General features: G+C 64.8%; 18 protein-coding genes. 11 read left to right on the forward strand and 7 right to left on the reverse strand.

Features of this window, described 5'->3' with window-relative positions; genetic code table 11:
- The first annotated feature begins 88 nt into the window (after positions 1–88).
- Positions 89–2884: a bifunctional [glutamate--ammonia ligase]-adenylyl-L-tyrosine phosphorylase/[glutamate--ammonia-ligase] adenylyltransferase gene (gene glnE / locus CKW06_RS02145; RefSeq protein WP_024957145.1), complete on the forward strand. Its 2796-nt coding sequence runs from the start codon at positions 89–91 to the stop codon at positions 2882–2884.
- A 632-nt stretch (positions 2885–3516) separates the two neighbouring features.
- Here the strand turns inward: glnE and CKW06_RS02150 are convergent.
- The 6 genes from CKW06_RS02150 to CKW06_RS23440 all read right to left on the reverse strand — a co-directional run bounded on the left by CKW06_RS02150 (position 3517) and on the right by CKW06_RS23440 (position 7088).
- Complete coding sequence (locus CKW06_RS02150; protein WP_005412055.1) at positions 3517–4077, reverse strand: queuosine precursor transporter; 561 nt, start codon at positions 4075–4077, stop codon at positions 3517–3519.
- A gap of 76 nt (positions 4078–4153) precedes the next feature.
- Positions 4154–4666 carry a hypothetical protein gene (locus tag CKW06_RS02155; RefSeq protein ID WP_005412056.1) on the reverse strand — a complete coding sequence of 171 codons (513 nt, stop codon included), beginning with the start codon at positions 4664–4666 and terminating at the stop codon, positions 4154–4156.
- 32 nt (positions 4667–4698) lie between these two features.
- A complete protein-coding gene (locus tag CKW06_RS02160; RefSeq protein ID WP_005407832.1) occupies positions 4699–5193 on the reverse strand; it encodes a hypothetical protein in 495 nt (164 codons plus the stop codon).
- Positions 5194–5212: 19 nt separating this feature from the next.
- Positions 5213–6064: a DUF2145 domain-containing protein gene (locus CKW06_RS02165; RefSeq protein WP_024957314.1), complete on the reverse strand. Its 852-nt coding sequence runs from the start codon at positions 6062–6064 to the stop codon at positions 5213–5215.
- Positions 6065–6112: 48 nt separating this feature from the next.
- Positions 6113–6343, reverse strand: a complete 231-nt coding sequence (locus CKW06_RS02170) for a hypothetical protein (protein ID WP_005407834.1) — start codon at positions 6341–6343, stop codon at positions 6113–6115.
- Positions 6344–6653: 310 nt separating this feature from the next.
- A complete protein-coding gene (locus CKW06_RS23440; RefSeq protein WP_143568576.1) occupies positions 6654–7088 on the reverse strand; it encodes a hypothetical protein in 435 nt (144 codons plus the stop codon).
- A gap of 249 nt (positions 7089–7337) precedes the next feature.
- Between CKW06_RS23440 and CKW06_RS02180 the strand changes: the two genes are divergently transcribed.
- From CKW06_RS02180 to CKW06_RS02210, 8 genes are all read left to right on the forward strand, one after another.
- The gene (locus tag CKW06_RS02180) at positions 7338–7907 is read left to right on the forward strand and encodes an RNA polymerase sigma factor (RefSeq protein WP_061782624.1); all 570 of its coding nucleotides are present in this window, start codon (positions 7338–7340) and stop codon (positions 7905–7907) included.
- A 145-nt stretch (positions 7908–8052) separates the two neighbouring features.
- The gene (locus tag CKW06_RS02185) at positions 8053–8517 is read left to right on the forward strand and encodes a DUF6631 family protein (protein ID WP_049450007.1); all 465 of its coding nucleotides are present in this window, start codon (positions 8053–8055) and stop codon (positions 8515–8517) included.
- The gene (locus CKW06_RS23445; RefSeq protein ID WP_125899025.1) at positions 8514–8735 is read left to right on the forward strand and encodes a hypothetical protein; all 222 of its coding nucleotides are present in this window, start codon (positions 8514–8516) and stop codon (positions 8733–8735) included. The genes CKW06_RS02185 and CKW06_RS23445 overlap by 4 nt, the downstream gene beginning before the upstream one ends.
- A 2-nt stretch (positions 8736–8737) precedes the next feature.
- Complete coding sequence (locus tag CKW06_RS02190; RefSeq protein WP_049450005.1) at positions 8738–12235, forward strand: phage tail length tape measure family protein; 3498 nt, start codon at positions 8738–8740, stop codon at positions 12233–12235.
- Between the two features lie 172 nt (positions 12236–12407).
- Positions 12408–12923 carry a Mor transcription activator family protein gene (locus CKW06_RS24155; protein WP_076738607.1) on the forward strand — a complete coding sequence of 172 codons (516 nt, stop codon included), beginning with the start codon at positions 12408–12410 and terminating at the stop codon, positions 12921–12923.
- Between the two features lie 59 nt (positions 12924–12982).
- Positions 12983–13555 carry a hypothetical protein gene (locus CKW06_RS02200; RefSeq protein ID WP_051924758.1) on the forward strand — a complete coding sequence of 191 codons (573 nt, stop codon included), beginning with the start codon at positions 12983–12985 and terminating at the stop codon, positions 13553–13555.
- A 9-nt stretch (positions 13556–13564) separates the two neighbouring features.
- Positions 13565–14359 carry a hypothetical protein gene (locus tag CKW06_RS02205; protein ID WP_038646116.1) on the forward strand — a complete coding sequence of 265 codons (795 nt, stop codon included), beginning with the start codon at positions 13565–13567 and terminating at the stop codon, positions 14357–14359.
- Positions 14360–14787: 428 nt separating this feature from the next.
- Complete coding sequence (locus CKW06_RS02210; RefSeq protein ID WP_024957167.1) at positions 14788–15180, forward strand: hypothetical protein; 393 nt, start codon at positions 14788–14790, stop codon at positions 15178–15180.
- Positions 15181–15465: 285 nt separating this feature from the next.
- Here CKW06_RS02210 and CKW06_RS02215 read toward each other — a convergent pair whose 3' ends face one another.
- On the reverse strand, positions 15466–16425 hold the full coding sequence (locus tag CKW06_RS02215; protein ID WP_005407835.1) for a mitochondrial fission ELM1 family protein: 960 nt from the start codon (positions 16423–16425) through the stop codon (positions 15466–15468).
- Positions 16426–16551: 126 nt separating this feature from the next.
- Here CKW06_RS02215 and CKW06_RS02220 point away from each other — a divergent pair, with 126 nt between their 5' ends.
- Entirely contained in the window at positions 16552–17142 is a 591-nt protein-coding gene (locus CKW06_RS02220) for a malonic semialdehyde reductase (RefSeq protein WP_024957166.1), read from the forward strand.
- Positions 17143–17228: 86 nt separating this feature from the next.
- Entirely contained in the window at positions 17229–17936 is a 708-nt protein-coding gene (locus CKW06_RS02225; RefSeq protein WP_080290446.1) for a YceI family protein, read from the forward strand.
- Positions 17937–18122 lie beyond the last annotated feature (186 nt).

The following is an 18122-nucleotide window of genomic DNA, read 5'->3' on the forward strand; positions in this document are numbered from 1 at the left end:
TGATGCTGCCGAAGGTTACCGGGGTTGCCGGCCAGCGGCCGGCACTACCGGGTCCGTTGCGTCCCGACCGGGTCGATACAATCAGCCCATGACCCTCGCCCCCGCTGATCTGCCCGCCTCCCTGCAGCCTCTTGTCGACCGCGCCCTGGCGCGCCTGGCCCAGGTCCTGCCCGAGCCCATCCCGGCCGACCTGCTGCCGTTGCTGACCCGGCTGGCGGTGGCCAGCGACTTCGCGCTGGACACCCTGGTGCGTCAACCCGCGCTGCTGGCGCAGCTGGCCACGCCCGGCTGCCCGCCGATCCCGGCGCCGGTGCTCGACCCACTGCAGCCCAGCGACTGGCCGGCACAGCTGCGGCGCTGGCGTGCGGCGATGTCCACACGGCTGATCTGGCGCGACCTTGCCGGGCTGGACGACGTGGCGCAGACCCTGGCCGGCGCCACCACCTTGGCCGAAGACTGCCTGCGGCTGGCGCTGGAGGCCCTGCAGCAGGAATTCGCCCAGCGCCATGGCGTCATCGCCGATGACCAAGGCACGCCGCAGCAGCTGGTCGTGTTCGGCCTCGGCAAGCTGGGCGGCGGCGAGCTCAACTTCAGTTCCGATATCGATCTGGTCTACGCCTATCCGCACGGCGGCGAATCCGATGGCCCGCGCGCGCTGGCCGCCGAAGAGTACTTCGCCCGCCTCGGCCAGCGCCTGGCCAAGCTGCTGGACGAAACCACCGTCGATGGCTTCAGCCACCGTGTCGACCTGCGCCTGCGCCCATTCGGCAGCGCCGGCCGCGTCGCGCTGTCGTTCGCGGCGATGGACCAGTATTTCCAGCGCGAAGGCCGCGACTGGGAACGCTACGCGTGGCTGAAGGCGCGCGCGGTAGCCGGCGATATCGCCGCCGGTGAAGCGTGGCTGCAGACCCTGCGCCCGTTCGTGTACCGCCGCTACCTCGATTTCACCGCGCTCGATGGCCTGCGCGAAATGAAGGCGGCGATCACCGCCGAGGTCGCGCGCCGCGAGTTGCACGAGGACATCAAGCGTGGCGCCGGTGGCATCCGCGAAATCGAATTCCTGTGCCAGGCGTTGCAGCTGATCCGCGGTGGCCGTGAACCGGCACTGCGCGAGCGTCGCCTGCTGGTGGCGCTGGATGCACTGGTCGCCGCCGGACAGATCGCGCCCGAGGATGGCAGTGCACTGCGCGAGGCTTACCTGTTCCTGCGCCGGCTGGAGAACCGCCTGCAGATGCTGCGCGACGCGCAGACCCACGTACTGCCCAGCGACGCGCTGGACCGCGAGCGCATCGCCGTCGGCCTCGGCTATGCGGACTGGGACGTGCTGCGCGCGGCGTTGGCCGAACAGCAGCAGCGGGTCAGTACTGAATTCGCCGCGCTGCTGGCGCCGCGCAAGGGCCAGGCCGCGCCCGACGCGCTGGCCAACTACTGGCGCAGCCTGCCCGAAGGCAGCAACGCACCACTGCTGGCTGAAGCCGGGTTCCTCGATGCCAACGGCGCTGACCAGTCGCTGCGCGATTTCGCCCAGGGCACCGGCGTGAAGTCCTTGTCCGATGCGGCGCGTGCGCGGCTGGATCGCGTGCTGCCGGCACTGCTGCATGCGGCCACGCGCTCGCCACAACCCGACGCCGCGCTCAAGCGTGTGCTTGGCCTGCTGCAGGCGGTGCTGCGACGGACCAGCTATCTCGCGCTGCTGGACGAGCAGCCCAGTGCGCTGGCGCGGCTGGTGGATGTGCTGGCGCGCAGCGCGCTGCTGGCCGAGCGCCTGGCGGCGTATCCGCTGCTGTTGGACGAACTGCTGGACGTACGCGTGTCCGGGCCGATGCCGGATGCCGCCGGCATGCTGGCCGAGTGCCAGCAGGTGTTGGCGGTGGAGGATCCCGAATCCGCGCTGCGCTGGCTCAACGAGACGCGGCTGGCGCTCAGCTTCCGCATGGCGATGGCCACGCTGGATGGCCGCCAGGGCGCGGTGGACAGCACCCGGCAACTGGCCGAGCTGGCGCAGGCGGTGGTGGTCACCGTGCTGGCGATGGCCGAAGCGGACATGCATGCCGCACACGGCGGAATTCCCGGCGGACGTTTCGCGATCATCGGCTACGGCAGCCTGGGTGGGCTTGAACTGGGCTTCGGTTCCGATCTGGACCTGGTATTCCTGCATGACAACCCGGCCGGCGTGGATGCCAGTGATGGCGCGCGCCCGCTGGAGCCGGGCCGCTGGTATGCACGCCTGGCGCAGAAAGTGATGGCCCTGCTCGGCGCGGTTACCGCCGCCGGCCGCCTGTACGACATCGATGTGCGCCTGCGCCCGGACGGTGGCAAGGGTTCGCTGGTGTCTTCGCTGGCCAGCTACACCGAATACCAGCGCGAACGCGCATGGACCTGGGAACACCAAGCCCTGGTGCGCGCACGCGGCGTGGCCGGCGATGCGAGCTTGCTGGCCGACTTCGAGCAGGTGCGTGCACAAACGCTTGGGCGTGAGCGCGACACGGGTGTGCTGTATGCGGACGTGCTGAAGATGCGCGGCCGCATGCGCACCGAACTGGACCGCAGCGATGCCGCACGACTGGACCTGAAGCAGGGTGCCGGCGGCGTGGTGGACCTGGAGTTCCTGCTGCAGACCGGCGTGCTGGCGCGCAGTGCGCAGCATGCGGTGCTGCTGCAGCCGCGCGATACACCGTCGTTGATCGATGCGTTGGCGGTGGCCGGTTTCCTTCCCGATGCCACCGCGCATGCACTGCATGGGGCACATGCCACGCTGCTGGACGTAGGCCTGGCCTGCACGCTGGACCGGCGCCCGCGGTTGGCGCCGACCACGCCTGCGATTGAAGAGGCGTGTGCCGCGATTACGGCAGCGTGCAGAGCCGCGGAGCTGCCGTTCGCCTGAGCGGGGGCAAATGCTGCAACCACTTTGGGTGGGTGCGGACCGTTGGTCGGCACCCACCGGATCAATGGCCCTGAGATGGCCCGCTTCTGGTAGGTGCCGACCGTTGGTCGGCACAATCTGTCGGCAGCGATGAGTTCTGCAGGGCGTGCCGACCCACGGTCGGCACCCACCGGATCAATGGCCCTGCGATGCCTGCTTCTGGTAGGTGCCGACCGTTGGTCGGCACAATCTGTCGGCAGCGATGAGTTCTGCAGGGCGTGCCGACCCACGGTCGGCACCCACCGAATCAATGGCCCTGCGATGCCCGCTCCTGGTAGGTGCCGACCGTTGGTCGGCACAATCTGTCGGCAGCGATGAGTTCTGCAGGGCGTGCCGACCAACGGTCGGCACCCACCGAATCAATGGCCCTGCGATGCCCGCTCCTGGCAGGTGCCGACCGTTGGTCGGCACAATCTGTCGGCAGCAATGAGTTCTGCAGGGCGTGCCGACCAACGGTCGGCACCCACCGAATCAATGGCCCTGCGATGCCCGCTCCTGGCAGGTGCCGACCGTTGGTCGGCACAATCTGTCGGCAGCGATGAGTTCTGCAGGGCGCGCCGACCAACGGTCGGCACCTACCAAAGCATGTGCGGTCAGCTGGTGGCCCGCAGCGGCGCCATCTTCCACAACAACGCGCGGAACGGGGCCAGCAGGCACACGCCGATCGCCAGCTTCACCGCCAGGTCGCCCGCTGCCCAGCTCACCCACGGCAGGGCGGAACCGGCAAACGCGATCGACCAGAAAATGGTGGTATCCACCGTCGCGCTGCAGGTGGTGGCCACCATCGGTGCGCGCCACCAGCTGCCACGACGCAGGCGGTCGAACACGGTGATGTCCAGCAGCTGCGCCACGATGAAGGCCGAGCACGAGGCAATGGCGATGCGCGGCGTGGCCACCCACACCGACAACACCACCGCCACCAGGAAGCCGATCCACGCCACGCGGCGCGCCGGGCCCGGGCCGAAGCGGCGGTTGATCAGGTTGCTGACCAGGAACGCGACCGGATAGCTGAAGGCACCCCAGGTCAGCCAGTCGTTGATCGGGTACTGCACCAGTACGTTGGACAGCAGCACCACCGCGCCCATCGCCAGTACCGCCAGCACCAGGGCGCGGGCGGTCAGCGGGGCAAAAAGAGGGGCAGGACGCACGGACATGGCGAGCCAGGGGGACAAAGGGCGATCGCCCATTATCCGCCCGGCCCGCGGCAAAGCCAAAACCGGTCGTTCAGCTTTACAGCGCTTCGCTCATCACATCGCCAGCGGCGTAGGCGGTGGGCACGTAAGCCAGTGCCTGGCCCTGCGCGCTTTTCACGGTCCAGCCGGCACCGGCTTCGGTGGGGTCGAAGTGCACCTGCTGGCCGACCACGAAGCCTGCAGCCTGGTCTTGATGCACGCGCGCCGGCCAGCGCAGGGTGGCGGTCTGATCGGCTTTGTCCGGCACCTGCAGCTGTACCTGGCGCTCGCCCTCCGGCGTGGTCTCCACCTTCTTCACCTCCATCGGCGGCAGCGGCACTGCCTTGGTGCGCGTGGCCCGGCCGTTGCGTTCGCTGGCCTTGAACGGCGCCTTGGACAGTTCGGACAAGCCCATCGAGGCCGCCAGTGGCAACGACAGCACCACGAACGACGTCACGATCACGCTGGCCTCGCTGCTGTTCAACTGCGGCGCGGCGCCAGCATGGACAGTGGGCACCAGCAGCACCGAGAGCAGCAGGGCGGACGCGGGAATGCGCAGGCAACGGAACATGGAGACCTCCTGGTCAACGTGGGGGCGGCGGCTCAGCGCCGGGTATCGAAGATGTCGCGCGGGCCGGTGGCCTCGGGCAGGTATTCCAGCGGGCGGCCCTGGTTGTCCTTCACCTGCCAGCCCTGGTCGGTGCCGGTCGGCTCGAAGTTCACGGTCTGGCCCACGGTGAACTGCACGGCGGGATCGCCGGGGCGCTTCGGCCACTGCATCGACGCGGTGTTCTGCGGGTTGTTGGCATCACGCAGCAGTACTTCGCGGCGGCCGTCGACGGTGGTGGCGATGGCGCTCACCTGCATCTGCGGCAGCTTCACCGATGCGCCGTGGCCGGGCGGCAGCCCGGCATCCCGGGCTTCCTTGGCAGCGGCGGCGCGCGCGGAAGCAACCAGGGGCGCGGACATTTCCAGGCTCGGCCCCTGCGGACCCGGGTCCTGCAGGATGATGATGCGGCGTTCGGCATGGGCGGTGTTCGCGCCGAGCAGGCCGGCAATGATCACCATCGACATCAGGGAAACAGGCAGCGGACGCATGTCGTTCTCCTCGCGGGATTCAGGGCGTGGCGGCAGCAGCACCGGCCACCGGCACATGGGGGATCACCAGTTCCTGTTGCAGCTGGCTGCGCTGGTGCAGGAAGTCGAATACCGATTCCACCGTCACCACCGAATAGTTGCCGGAAATGCGTTCGCCGGCGGGGTGGTCGGTGGTGGTGGCGTTTGCAATGAACAGGCGCGCACCCACGCGCTTGCCCAGGCCGATATGCAGCACGCTGGGCTGGTACTTCTGCTGGCGCAACCACTGCTGCGCCTGTTCGCGCTTGACGATGGCCGGCGCACCGTCGGCCTGTGCCATCGCTGCCGCCAGCACCTCCAGTACCCACTGGTTGGAGTTCTGGTAGTCGGTGGCGAACGGGTAGGCGACCACGTTGTACCTGGTCTCGTGCAGCGCCTTGGGCTGGATCGACGGCGACACGAGCATCGCCTTCAATGCAGCACGCAGCGGCGCCGACGGCACGCCGATGCGCAGGTCGGTATGCCCGCCGCTCTCGCCGACGAAGTTGCCCAGGCCTTCGTGGTACAGCTGCGAGCTGTCGGTCTTGCAGCGGTTGAGCAGGTGCATCGCGCGCCAGCGGCCGTCGTCCTCGCGCAGCAGGAAGGCCAGGTGGCTGTGGCGCAGGCCGTAGCGGCTCAGGTCCTGGCCACCGCGCGCGGCCACCACCACGTCCACATCGGGCAGCGCGTCCAGGCGTTCGGCGGTGGTCCAGGCCACGTCCAGCATCGCCGCCTGCGCGGCCACGCTCGGGTAGCGCTCGCGGCATTCGGTGCTGTTGGCCCAGGCCGGTGCAGTCGCCAGCAGGCTGGCGATCAGCAGCGCGGCGCGGGGCAGGCGGGAAAAACGATCCATGTCGATACCTTCAACGGCGGGCAGGCCCGCGCGCCGATCATACGCCGGTCAGCGCAGCGGGCGATCCAGGCCCTTGCGCTGGAGTTCCTTGTCGCAGGCGTCGCTGATCGGGGCCACCGGCAGCGGCGGGCGCTGGCCAGTCTTCGGATCGCGCAGCGCCGGCTGTTCGCGGTACGCGTCCAGCTGCTGCTGGCATTGATACGAGATCGGATCCAGCTCGGTGGGCGTGGTGGAGCAGGCGGCGAGCAGGGCCAGGGGCAGCAGGAGCAGGGTGCGCATGAAGACGTTCAGCGTGATGGGTGTTCGGGGGTGAGATATTCCAAGGGGGCCGGGCGGGATAATTGATGCCGGACTACCCGGGATGTGGCGGGACTACCCAGTGCAGATCCGACGACGTTGCGCCAGCGGCAATCCATGCCAAGCGGCGGCGATTGTTGCGACATCGCAACATTTGAGCCAGCTTCACCCTCGATCCAAATGCCGCGCCGGCGCGGCATTTGCCTGAGTGAAATGCGTCGACGTCGACGCATTTCGGACACAATGTCCGTTTTGGCGTAGCAGCGTCACTGCACCGCTGGCCCAGCCCGGGCTATACCACACCGCCTGCTAAGCACCCAAAAGCGACATCGTGTCGCTTTTCGAGCCTCGTCATCAGATGACACCAGTCCTTGATCGTGGCGACCGTCGCCGGATTGCCGCTGTCGTCGGCGTAGGGCGCCCCGACGTAAGCCTTTGATTCAACAGTGCTCGCGTACTGTTCGGCGATGATTTTGTCGGCGACCGTCGCCGCGACGAGCGCCGACTGGATGCACCCGACGCGCATGGCGACACTTGCCCAGCCCGGGCTATGCCACACCGCCTGCCAAACTGCCAAAAGCGACTCAGAGTCGCTTTTCGAACGCCGCCATACGTTGCGCGGGGCCGTCCACCAGGGCAAAACGGCCGACGTCGGCCGTTTTCGTAAGGCCCATTGAATCGCGTGAAATGTCGCGACGTCGCGACATTTGGACAATACAGAAATCATGCGAATTCGCATGATTTGGCCGATACAGTGCCGATCACCAAAAGTGCCACTGTGGCACTTTTGCCAGTCATTGCCGCCTGTCTCACGCCCCAAATCGTGCGGCGCCGCACGATTTGCCTGCCATCCCCATAGAGGAAAAACGCTCGGCGCCGAGCGTTTTGAGCGAAATCTCATTTCTAGAAACTGGTTTCAGGGAATTGCCTCGACGCCACCGGAATACTTTCGTCACCCGGACAGCTGTCCGGTTTCATGAATGTCATCTGGAGCAAGAGCGTGTCGGCCAACAGAACCTTTTTCGATGAGGTTACGGACGTGATCCGTCTTGTCCTCAGTAGCGCGGATGTTCCGCATGCCGACGCCCTCGCGGTATCCAGCCAAGTGTGTGGTCGGATCAAGTCCCAATTTGGAGGCAGCACGATCTACCTGCCGACGAACCGGTCCAAGGCAGGAGGGCATGCCAGCAAGCTGGGGATGGAACTCCTCGACCTGGTTGAGGACGAACTCTCTCATCAACTGCGCCAGGCGGCCCTGCTGGATGACCTGGAGCTCGCCGCTGCGACCGAAGACGTTCGCCAGGAGCTGCTGGCTCGATGCTGCTCTCTTTGCATCTACGTACCCAGCGGGCAACGGGATGCCGCATTGGCAAGGGCACTACAGGCTCACTCCCACCTTCAGAACAACAAGAGCAGGAGCGAAATCGCGACGATGCTGAATGTATCGACCCAAGCCGTCTGCAAGATGATCAGGCGTGCAGAGAAACACCTCCAAGCGACGAACAAGCTAAAGGACGGTGAGCACCACAAGGAGTGCCAGGTATGACGCTTCGTTCATTCCAGATGCTTGCCATCGAGAGCGGCAAGCGGACCCTCTACTCGCTTTCCGTACCGTGCGCACCCGGACCCGGGTCCTCATGAGACAGCTGTCCGCTTCTGTTTCAATTCGCTCACAGACCCTGAGGTGAAAAATGGCTAAGAAGATTGGAAACGTGGATGCCGAGCTGGGCACCAGCGAGGCGACGCAGATGACTGAAACCGGCAGTGAAGGCGGCCAGGCTGAACTGGAGATATTGATGGGCGAAGGCCAGGTTCGGGTGGCCGGCCAACAGCTCTCTGTACGTGAGTACACCTTCGCCGAGGGGCTTTTCATCCAGGCTACCGCTCGATCCTTCCTGGAAGATCTGTACGGCGTGTTCAAGCCAGGCAGCACCGTTCCCAGCTTCGAGCAAGTGAGTGCGATCTGCGCTCGCAATGCCGATGTGATTCTGGACCTGATGGCGAAGTCAGCCAATGTCGAACGCAGTTGGGTGGAGTCTCTGGCTGAGGCCGAGGGTGAACTGCTGATGCTTGCCTGGTGGAGAGTGAACTCCGGTTTTTTTATCCGTCGGGTCCTCCGGCGCGCAATCGCAGAGGCGCCCCAAAGCAACCCGTGAGCTGGGCCAAGGTCTTCAGCGCCTTGACCCAGGCGGGCTATGGGCCTTGCCAGCAACTGAAATCAATGACGGGACGTCAGTTGCAGCTTCTCTACCGCGAATCGCAGCTACAGCGCCGTCGCTTTCGCGCTGAACGCATCAACGACATGAATGCCGCCGTGAACGGCGCACCCAAGGAAACCGCAGCGCTGCTCAGGCATCTGCTGTCAGAGGAATAGTCATGGCAAGCAAGCGCAGCATGGAACTGGCGATGCGTATCGCCGTGGATATCGAGCAGGCGCAAAAGGCGCTGCCGGTATTGCAGCGTGGCTTGAGCTCGATTAAGGATGCTGGCAGTGCTGCTGGTGTTGGCTTTGACGCGTTGGCGCAGAAGTCCACCAAGGTTGCACAGGCCTTGGACAAAGCCAGCAGGAGCAGCTCTGAGTCCGCAGGCCGCATGGAAGAGGCGGGGGCAAGTGCTGCCAAGGGTGCCGCTGGCATGGAGGCAGCGGGCGGCTCGGCCAAAGCCATGTCAGCAGATGTTGCAGCTGCGGCAGATCGCGTGCGTGCATCTGGCACCGCCGTTCAAAAGACGGTTGCTGACGAAATTCGCATGATTGGAGAGCTTGATGCCCGGTTGCAGCGCGGTGCAGCAAGCATGGCCGACCTGGCTGAAACGGAGACCCTGCTCGATAGGGCGATGTCCAGAGGGTTGCTCAGCACCGAGGACTACAACAACGCAATCAAGACTCTGGATAAGCAGGGTGGCGCGCTCGCGCGCACTGAGCGACAGCGCGAGCAGGCCGTGGATGGGGCTGTAGGGCGCTACGACAAAGCCTCGGTCAAGCTCCAGAAGCTCGAGCAGGATGAGCGTGCACTCAAGGTTGCAGTAGACTCCGGCCGAATCAGTCGTGAGCAGTACAATCGCGCGTTGTCGGACCTGACCGCGCAACGCAATGCGGTCAAAAACGCTGATGCGCTCTCGCGCTCAATGGGTGCTGGGGCCGTATCTGCGGGCCAGTATCAGGCCGCCATGCGGCAGTTGCCTGCGCAAATCACCGATATCACCACCAGCCTGGCAACAGGCATGCCGATCTGGATGGTGGCGGTGCAGCAGGGCGGCCAGATCAAGGACTCTTTCGGCGGCATCGGCCCTGCTGCGAGGGCGGTGGCGGCGGCCATCAACCCGATGGTGCTGGCTGTCGGCGGTACCGCTGCGGTGCTGGGCTCTATGGCGTATATGGCCCACCGTGGCTACACGGAATTGCTATCGCTGGAGTCGGCGATCATCGCCAACGGTGGCAGCTCGGGCAGGACTGCTGGCCAGCTGAACCAGCTTGCCGGTGAGGTTGGCGGGCTGGTCAAGGACTACGACCTGGCGCGCGCGTCGGTGGAGCAGCTCACTCGAAGCGGTCAGCTCTCAGGAAAGACCCTGGACGATGCCAGTCGCGCAGCAGCTGCGATGGCAAAGCTGACGGGTGATTCCATCGATTCGACCACCGCCAAGATTTCCGAAATCGCCAAGTCACCTACCGAAACGCTGCGCAAGCTCAGTGACCAATATGGCTTCCTGACCGTTGAAGTCTACGAGCATGTGCGTTCTCTCGAAGAGCAGGGGCGCGAGACCGACGCGGTTCGGGTGGCGGTGGAGTATATGGCCGACGTCTACACCGAGCGGCTCAAGCGCGTGCAGGATGCCACTCGCGGCCTCACTGGCTTTGTGAGCCAGCTTCGTCAGGAGTGGCAGGCCTTTACGGCAGACCTGAAGAACATTTCCAACCCAACGCTGGAAATCGATATTGCCAAGACTCAGCAGCAGCTTGCGGCGCTGCGCAGTGGCGCTTTCGTTGCACCTCGATATCTGAGCGATCAGAACCGGGCCAACGATATCGCCGAGCTGGAGCGCCGACTGGCGCTGTTGAAGGCGCAGAAGGAAGACCAGGACGAACTCGCGTCGGGCGAGGCTTTTGTGACAGGACTGCGCCGAAAGGGTGTTGCCGTAGCAGATGACCTGGCACGTGCGCTCGATAGTGGTGCCAGCAAGGCCGAGAAGCTGAGAAAGGCCACTGCGGAGGTCGCCGATCAGTTCCGTACGCTTCGTGCGATCAGCCCCGGCAGCGACCTGCTCAAGGGAGTGGTGTTTGGGGACGATGGCAGCGTCAGCGGCGGTGCCTATGACCGGCGCGTCAAGCAGCTACAAAGTCAGTTTCGGGAGACGACGCCCAAGGCTCGAAAATCCGACGCGCAGAAGGATGAGGCCGCTGCACAGCGAGAACTGGAGCGGCTAAAGCAGCAAATTCAGCTGGTTGGAACGCTGGATGAAATGCACAAGAAGGCTACCGAAAAGGCTCGTATCGAGGCCGCTATTGCCGAGGGTGAGTTCAAGAATGCCACTGCGCGCACAAAGCAAGAGCTGCTGGACAAGGCAGCGGAGAAAGACCTGGCTGACCAGCGCCTTGATGCTGAGCGGCAGCTGCTCGGGGTCAGGGATCGAATTGCCCAATTGCAGGGGCAAGGCCCGGATGCGGAACTGGCGAAGACCCGCCGAGAGCTGAACCTGCTCAAGCAGGAGCTGGAGCGGCTGGGCGAAACAGCCAAAGCGGCCGACGTCACCAAACTACTCAACTTGAGCGAGGCGAGCACACGCTTCAAGACGTTGCAGGAGACCTACAACCAGACGATGGGTGCGATCGCGCTCGAGCAGCAGCGCATCCAGGTCGAGCTTCAGGCGGGGCTCATTACCGAGGCGCAGGCTCAAGATCGCATTGTGGCGGTCTACCAAAGCAAGCTCAGCACCATCAGGGAGATTCTCCCGGAGATGCGTGCCATCGCGTTGACGCTCAAGGACCCGGCAGTCATTGCGGCGGTGGATCAGATTCAGCTGAAGCTCCAAGAGATGGGGCAAACAACCAGCCTTCTGCAACAGTCGATCCGCAACACCCTGGAAGGGTCATTCAAGAACCTGTTCATGTCCCTGGTTACGCAAACCGATTCACTGAGTGATTCGATTGCCAACTTCTTCTCCAGCTTGGCGCTGGGTATTGCCGAGTTCGCCGCAGCTCAGCTTGCTCAAGCCGCAGCCATGCGTCTTATGAGCCTGTTCCCCGGTTCGAGTGGCGGTGGAGATGGGGCGCAAGAGATGACCAAAGCAGCAACGGTTGCGGCAGCAGCCGGTGCAGCTATTGGCCTTGGTGCCGCGAAGCTGGAGACCTCTGCAACCACTCTGGGGTCCTCGGGACTCGGCCTGGTCATCGGCGCGCAGGCGGTCAGCAAGGCCGCTAGCCAGATGCAGGCTGCTGCCGCGGCTATGGCTGTGTCCAGTGCAGCCAGCTTTGCAACTGGTGGTTGGACCGGGCCTGGTGGTAAGTACCAGCCTGCCGGCATCGTGCATGCCGATGAATTCGTCTTGCGCCAGGAAGTGGTTCGTCAGTCTGGTGCCAAGACATTCCTCTCAGCATTCAATCGAGTGGGCATGGCTGCCATCGGCGGCTGGCGCGATGGCTACGCGGAGGGCGGCCCGGTCAGCCTTGGACAGCCCATGTCGGTCTCACAGCCAATGGCGAGGATGGTGGCTACTGGCGCTCCCGCGAGCCAGGCACCGCGCATTGGATTGCGGATGGTGAATGTGGTGGAGCCGAGCTTGCTGGCGAACTACCTGGATGACCCCGGGAGTGACCACGTGTTTATTAACAAGATCAATCGCAATTCCGAGGCGATCCGCCAGGTGTTGGGAGGCTGACGTGCAAGATAGACGCTCAAAGACTTGTGATCATCCGCTCAAATGCGGCTGCGCGCCCGCAGACGCGTGTCAGACACCAGCGGGCAGGGGTGCGGCTGACGATGGGCAGGGTCAGGGGTGGGCGACAAAGGTGAGCGACTTGGCGCCATTCTCAAATGAGGGCTCGGGTGTGATGGAGGGCCTTGCTGCCGCTCTTGCGCGTGCATTGCACAAGCTGAATTCAGAGGTGGACGTTCCTGCGGTAGTTGGAGCGGCTATTCAGTACGTCGCGCGGGAGCATGGCGGGGTCAATCTGTGCTTTCCGGTCTCCGCCGAAGGTGCGGGACGCCGCAGCGACACCAAGGCTCGCCGGGACGGATTCATTGCCGGATTGAAAGCGGAGGTCATCCGCCAACTGGTAATCCGTGGGTGCGACCAGGACAGACGCGAGGCGGCTGGTGCAGCGGCCGTGGCGTCTGTGCTGACGGCATTCTCTGGGGGATCGGTCTATATCCCATCGATGGCGGCTTACCGCCAGGCCGAGCAACACGCGGCAATTGTTTCCCGCTACCGAGCCGGAGAGAGAACTCATGAAATTGCTGCGTCCTGTGGCATCTCCGAGCGCTCGGTCCGTCGAATCTTGCAGCGAAGCCGCGAACGCAATCGACGTGAAGGTCGGAACTGGAAAGCAACAACTGATAGGCCGTAGAAGCACGTGATTGCTGCGTATGCAGCTCTCTATTCCTACCCTGTGACAGGCATTTCAAAATGGCATTGCGTGCATTTCAAATCTTCCGAGCTGGAACATGGAACTCTCAGTCTGGCTCGGTCACCATCGACAAGCGGGCCGTCACCGCCGTTGCCCTCAACTATAGCCAAGCGGTAAAGGCTGCCCCCTTGGTGCTCGGTCACCCTGAGGTCGAGACGAACACCTATGGTCAGGTGCGAGGCTTGGCTGAAATGGATGGCGAGCTCTACGCCTTTGCCGATGTGGATGACAGCCTGATCGGCTCGGTGCGAACTGGCTCCTACAAGAGCGTCTCAGCCTCGATTTACCTTCCCAACTCGCCAGGCAACCCCATGCCGGGTACCTACTACCTCCGGCATGTCGGCTTTCTGGGTGCTCAAGCCCCCGCTGTAAAGGGAATGCAGCCGTTGAGCTTTGCAGAACCTGCGCATGGCGGCACTCCCTCTGTTGCGAACTTCTCCGCACCCATCGGGTACCAGGTTGATCGTGCACAGATGCAGTTGTACGAACTGGCGCGTGATGTGCAACACGCCAACCCATCTATCGGCTTTATCCAAGCCGCGATCATGGCCCAAAAGGCCATTCAACGATAAGAGGTCCCCATGAACACCATCACGGAAATCCAGTCCAGCATCGAAAGCCTGGGCGCGATCAAAGAGAAAATCACTGCCGCCGTTTCTGAGCGCTACCAGCGCTTGGAGGTGCTGGCCGGGGAAAGGGGCAGGATCGTCTCGCAGCCCGTGTCGCGCAGGGACTACACGACGCTCGTGTGGCGCATGCTGGATCTGAAGGCTGATCACTATCGTCAGAGGCTCACCGATGAGCTCAGGAAATCCATCTTTGGGAACGGTGACCCCGGCCAGATGAAGGCCACTGTAGGGTCGGCCATGCGGGTCAACACGATGAAGCCCGACGATATGCTTGGCATCCTGCCGGGACAGCTGCGCGGAGCGGTCTACGGCGGTGATTTTGACAGGGAGCCGCTCACCCAGCTTGCCGCTACCTACTTCCTCCTGGATGAGATGAAGCTGGCGACTGCCGACGCCCTGGATGGCATCGCAAATTGGCCCAAGGCCCTCCCGCTCAAGGCTTCGCTGGCGAAGATCGGCGAGATTGATCGGGAAATGCTCAGCATTGAGTCCGAGCTGGAGTTGCTGAAAAAGGATGCGCACCGCATCGGCCTGACCCTGCCACCGAAGCCGGTGAAGGTGGAGCCGATCCAGCCGGGTAGCTGGGAGTGGTTGAATCAGCTGACTGAGAGCGTGGAGCGTCGCCGGCGACAGGAGGCGATTGACGATCCCCTGCGCGCTCGGTCAATCGTTGTGCGGGATGGCGTCAGGGGCTGGATGCGCATGAATCTGGAAACCGGCCAGGAAGAGTTTGTTCCCGAGCGCTGAGCCAGGCGCTAACGGACAAGCGGTGCGTGTCCGTGGGCCTCGGCCTCAACAACGACCGCAGGGTGGGCTGCTCTTCCGGCCGTTGGCCGTTCGCCAGATTCTCCGAGGGCGAAGTCACGGGGCGGTGACCACCCAACCCCAGAGCTGTTGCATGTGCAGCCTCGGGGGTGTAATGTCTGTCCCGTCGCCCCACATGGGCGTCCGGGATTGCAGTCCCATCAACCTGAGGCGCATAAAGCGCCCATCGCCCGATGAAGGCGCTTTTTTGTTGTCCCGCATCGGGCGGGGGCGGCCAGTCAGTTTTATGGCGGGCGGTGCGCGGGGGTCGAAAGACCCACCGGTCCTCAGGCCGGTACTGCAACCGTGCATCGTCCGCCACCATGATTGCAGTCCGGGTGGCGGTCACTCACAGACCTGAGGACCCGACAATGAACATGACCAATTCCGCCAGCCAGCCCCCTTCCCGCTCGCTCAAGCTGGCAGCATCCCAAGCCCATGATGACCTTGACACCATTGCCGGAGCGCTGAATGGCCTGCGCGACGCGCTGGAAGTCCGGGGCAACAACGACGCCATCAACCGGGATAACCTGGCGATGCTCTTCCACGCCACTGAGGCACGCAACTTGCCGGAGGGCGTCAGTGATGAGGGGATTGGCGAGGCCCGCGCTGCGATCATCGACCTGATCAGCCCCGAGGCCAACTTGAACGGCATCTCTCGCGCCCGTGTGTGGTCGCTGGTCTGCCTGCTGGCCAAGCTGCAAGAGGTTGCCGTCCACCGGCTCGGCGAGATCGTGCACGGCCATCCAGCTCTGGATGCTTGACCGCCCTATTCGGTCCACAGCAGCCTCAACCTGACGCCCCGGCCATCCGGGGCGTTTCTGCATCTGCAAATTCGTTACACGCTACGCAATCTGCGGCAGCATCCATTTATCGCGCATTCCACGCCCCATTTATCGCGCGCCGTTACAGATGGGGGACGCTGGACTCTAACCGCACAGTCGGATCGAAATGTTCAGAAAACGCTGCGCACCCGGTAGTGCCGGCCGCTGGCCGGCAACGTCAGGATCTTCGGTAGCGCGTAGAGCATTGCCGGCCAGCGGCCGGCACTACCCCAATGCCAGACGCTGTTTCACTTCCGCGGCCACCCGCGCGGTCTCGCGCAGTGGTTCGATGCGGTCGTACTGCCAGTCCAGCCAATGCGCCTGCAGCCGCCCGCGCTCGCGCAGCTGCTGCTGGAAGCGCGCCAGCCGGCCCTGCGCGGTATCGGCCAGCGCCACCATCACCGGCATGCGCGTGGCGCAGGCTTCAGACAGCAGGTTCACCGAATCGGGCGAGACCACCACGCGGTTGGCCCAGCCGAGCAGGCCGCCATAAGGATTCGTACCGTCGCCGCCGTCGCCCCAGATCACGTGCGGCAGGTCGGCGAACGTCGCGCGCAGGATCTCGGCCAACGCCGGTGGCGTGCGCCGCGAGGTGGTCGCCAGCAGGCTGCCGCCTTCGCTGCGGATCTGCCCGGCCAGCGCCTGGAACACGCCCACCATCGCCGTTTCATCCCACGGCGCCAGCGGCGTCGGTCCACCGACAAGCAACGCGGTGCGCGGGCCGGGCAAGGTACTGAAGCCGGCGAACGCGGCGCGGCCCCAGGCCAGCCAGTCGTCGTCCACCGGGTTGAGGCTGCCGAGCAGGGTCAGCACGTTGCTGCCACGCAGGGCATCGTGTTCGGGCACCACCACCACGTCCCAGTGGCGTGCGCCGATGCGCGGGTCGAGGATCTGCACCACCTGGCTGCCACGTGCGCGCAGCACGCGCAGTGCGCCGGCGGCCTGGCGGCCACAGCCGATCGCCAGCGCCGGGGCCTCGGCAGCCAATGACGCGAAAGCCTCGCCATAGCCGTTCACATCACCCGGCAGGCGCCGCGGCGACAGCCAGCGCCAGGGTGCGCGGGGCTGCAGGACCAGCGGTCGGTGGGTGCCCTGGCGCAGCGCCGAGGCCAGCGCGACCGCTTGGCGGACATTGCCCGCACGGCCGTCAGTGACCGTCCATGGCGCGCTCGATCGTTTCACCATTGGCATTAATTCGTTTCAGCCCTGCTGGGTGTTGCAACAGTCGCGACACTCTACACTGCGGCTCGTCGTTTCGCCCCGCGCCGCCCGCGGGCACTGACTTCCCTTAGCCGCCCTGGAGATCCACCGATGTCCCACGCGCTCGACGCTGCTGCCCTCGACCAGCTGTTCCGTACTGCCCGCACCCAGAATGCCTTCCTCGACAAGCCGGTCCCGGCCAGCCTGCTGCAGGAACTGTACGACCTGGTGAAGTGGGGCCCGACCGCCGCCAACACCACGCCGGCCCGCTTCGTCTTCGTCACCTCGAAGTTAGCCAAGGCCAAGCTGGCCCCGGCCCTGTCCGAAGGCAACCACGACAAGACCATGGCCGCTCCGGTCACCGCCATCATCGGCTTCGACCTGGATTTCCACGAGAAGCTGCCGTACCTGTTCCCGCACACCGATGCCAAGGCCTGGTTCGACGGCCCGCAGGAAGGCCGCCACGAAGCCGCCCTCCGCAACGGCAGCCTGCAGGGCGCCTACCTGATCCTGGCCGCACGCGCGCTGGGCCTGGATGCCGGCCCGATGTCCGGCTTCGACCCGGCCAAGGTCGACGAAGCCTTCTTCGCCGGCACTTCGATCAAGTCGAATTTCCTGGTCAACCTGGGTTACGGTGACCCGGCGGGCCTGTTCCCGCGTCTGCCGCGCCTGTCGTTCGACGAAGCGGCGCGCATCGCGTAAGTCGTTGTATCGGTTTCGGGCCTGCTGTCCCGTGGCAGGCTCTTGCTGCACCGTGTACCCACCCTACGATCCGGAGAGTTCCTCAGATGAGCGCCACCCGTAAACTGCTGCTGCCGCTGGCCCTGACCCTGGCCATCGCCGCCTGCTCCAAGCCGGCCGACACCGCTGCCCCGGCCGCCGCCGCCGCCGCCCCGGCCACCACCGAGCAGGCCGCCACCCCGGCCGCCGATGCCGCCGCTGCCGCGCCGGCCGCCGAAGCGATCAAGATCGCCTCGGGCACCTACAAGCTGGACCCGACCCACACCGACGTGCTGGCCCAGTGGAGCCACTTCGGCTTCTCGAATCCGAGCGCGCACTTCGGCAACGTCGAAGGCACCCTGGTGTACAACGCCGAAGACGTGACCAAGTCCACCGTGGAAGTGAAGTTGCCGCTGAGCGGCCTGAACAGCTTCACCGCCAAGTTCGACGAGCACCTGAAGAGCGCCGACTTCTTCGACGCCGCCAAGTTCGCCGATGCCACCTTCAAGAGCACCAAGGTGGAAGCCGCTGGCACCAACAAGCTGACCGTCACCGGTGACCTGACCATCAAGGGCATCACCAAGCCGGTCACCCTGGACGTGACCGTCAACGGCGGCGGCGAGCACCCGATGGCCAAGGTTCCGGCCGCCGGCTTCGATGCCACCACCACCCTGAAGCGCAGCGATTTCGGCGTCGGCGCGTATGCCCCGAACGTCAGCGATGAAGTGAAGATCCGCATCACCACCGAAGCCACCGGCGAAAAGCCGGCTGCTTGATGCATCCAACTCACTCGTCGTGAGAAGGCAGAAGGCCCGCTGAAAAGCGGGCCTTCTTTTTGGGTGCCGGTAGAGCCGGCCGCTGGCCGGCTGCATGCGAGGTGCCCGATGATGAGGGGTTGCCGGCCAGCGGCCGGCACTACCCGGTAGACGCCAACCTGCATCTGGTGGGTGCGGACCGTTGGT

The sequence above is a fragment of the Stenotrophomonas maltophilia genome (genome assembly GCF_900186865.1).
Taxonomy (GTDB): Bacteria; Pseudomonadota; Gammaproteobacteria; order Xanthomonadales; family Xanthomonadaceae; genus Stenotrophomonas; species Stenotrophomonas maltophilia.

Bases quoted from the DNA above. Each gene is read 5' to 3' on its own strand.
- glnE (WP_024957145.1), top strand. From the start codon at position 89: ATGACCCTCGCCCCCGCTGATCTGCCCGCCTCCCTGCAGCCTCTTGTC.
- CKW06_RS02150 (WP_005412055.1), bottom strand. From the start codon at position 4,077: ATGTCCGTGCGTCCTGCCCCTCTTTTTGCCCCGCTGACCGCCCGCGCC.
- CKW06_RS02155 (WP_005412056.1), bottom strand. From the start codon at position 4,666: ATGTTCCGTTGCCTGCGCATTCCCGCGTCCGCCCTGCTGCTCTCGGTG.
- CKW06_RS02160 (WP_005407832.1), bottom strand. From the start codon at position 5,193: ATGCGTCCGCTGCCTGTTTCCCTGATGTCGATGGTGATCATTGCCGGC.
- CKW06_RS02165 (WP_024957314.1), bottom strand. From the start codon at position 6,064: ATGGATCGTTTTTCCCGCCTGCCCCGCGCCGCGCTGCTGATCGCCAGC.
- CKW06_RS02170 (WP_005407834.1), bottom strand. From the start codon at position 6,343: ATGCGCACCCTGCTCCTGCTGCCCCTGGCCCTGCTCGCCGCCTGCTCC.
- CKW06_RS23440 (WP_143568576.1), bottom strand. From the start codon at position 7,088: ATGATTTCTGTATTGTCCAAATGTCGCGACGTCGCGACATTTCACGCG.
- CKW06_RS02180 (WP_061782624.1), top strand. From the start codon at position 7,338: ATGAATGTCATCTGGAGCAAGAGCGTGTCGGCCAACAGAACCTTTTTC.
- CKW06_RS02185 (WP_049450007.1), top strand. From the start codon at position 8,053: ATGGCTAAGAAGATTGGAAACGTGGATGCCGAGCTGGGCACCAGCGAG.
- CKW06_RS02190 (WP_049450005.1), top strand. From the start codon at position 8,738: ATGGCAAGCAAGCGCAGCATGGAACTGGCGATGCGTATCGCCGTGGAT.
- CKW06_RS24155 (WP_076738607.1), top strand. From the start codon at position 12,408: ATGGAGGGCCTTGCTGCCGCTCTTGCGCGTGCATTGCACAAGCTGAAT.
- CKW06_RS02200 (WP_051924758.1), top strand. From the start codon at position 12,983: ATGGCATTGCGTGCATTTCAAATCTTCCGAGCTGGAACATGGAACTCT.
- CKW06_RS02205 (WP_038646116.1), top strand. From the start codon at position 13,565: ATGAACACCATCACGGAAATCCAGTCCAGCATCGAAAGCCTGGGCGCG.
- CKW06_RS02210 (WP_024957167.1), top strand. From the start codon at position 14,788: ATGAACATGACCAATTCCGCCAGCCAGCCCCCTTCCCGCTCGCTCAAG.
- CKW06_RS02215 (WP_005407835.1), bottom strand. From the start codon at position 16,425: ATGGTGAAACGATCGAGCGCGCCATGGACGGTCACTGACGGCCGTGCG.
- CKW06_RS02220 (WP_024957166.1), top strand. From the start codon at position 16,552: ATGTCCCACGCGCTCGACGCTGCTGCCCTCGACCAGCTGTTCCGTACT.
- CKW06_RS02225 (WP_080290446.1), top strand. From the start codon at position 17,229: ATGAGCGCCACCCGTAAACTGCTGCTGCCGCTGGCCCTGACCCTGGCC.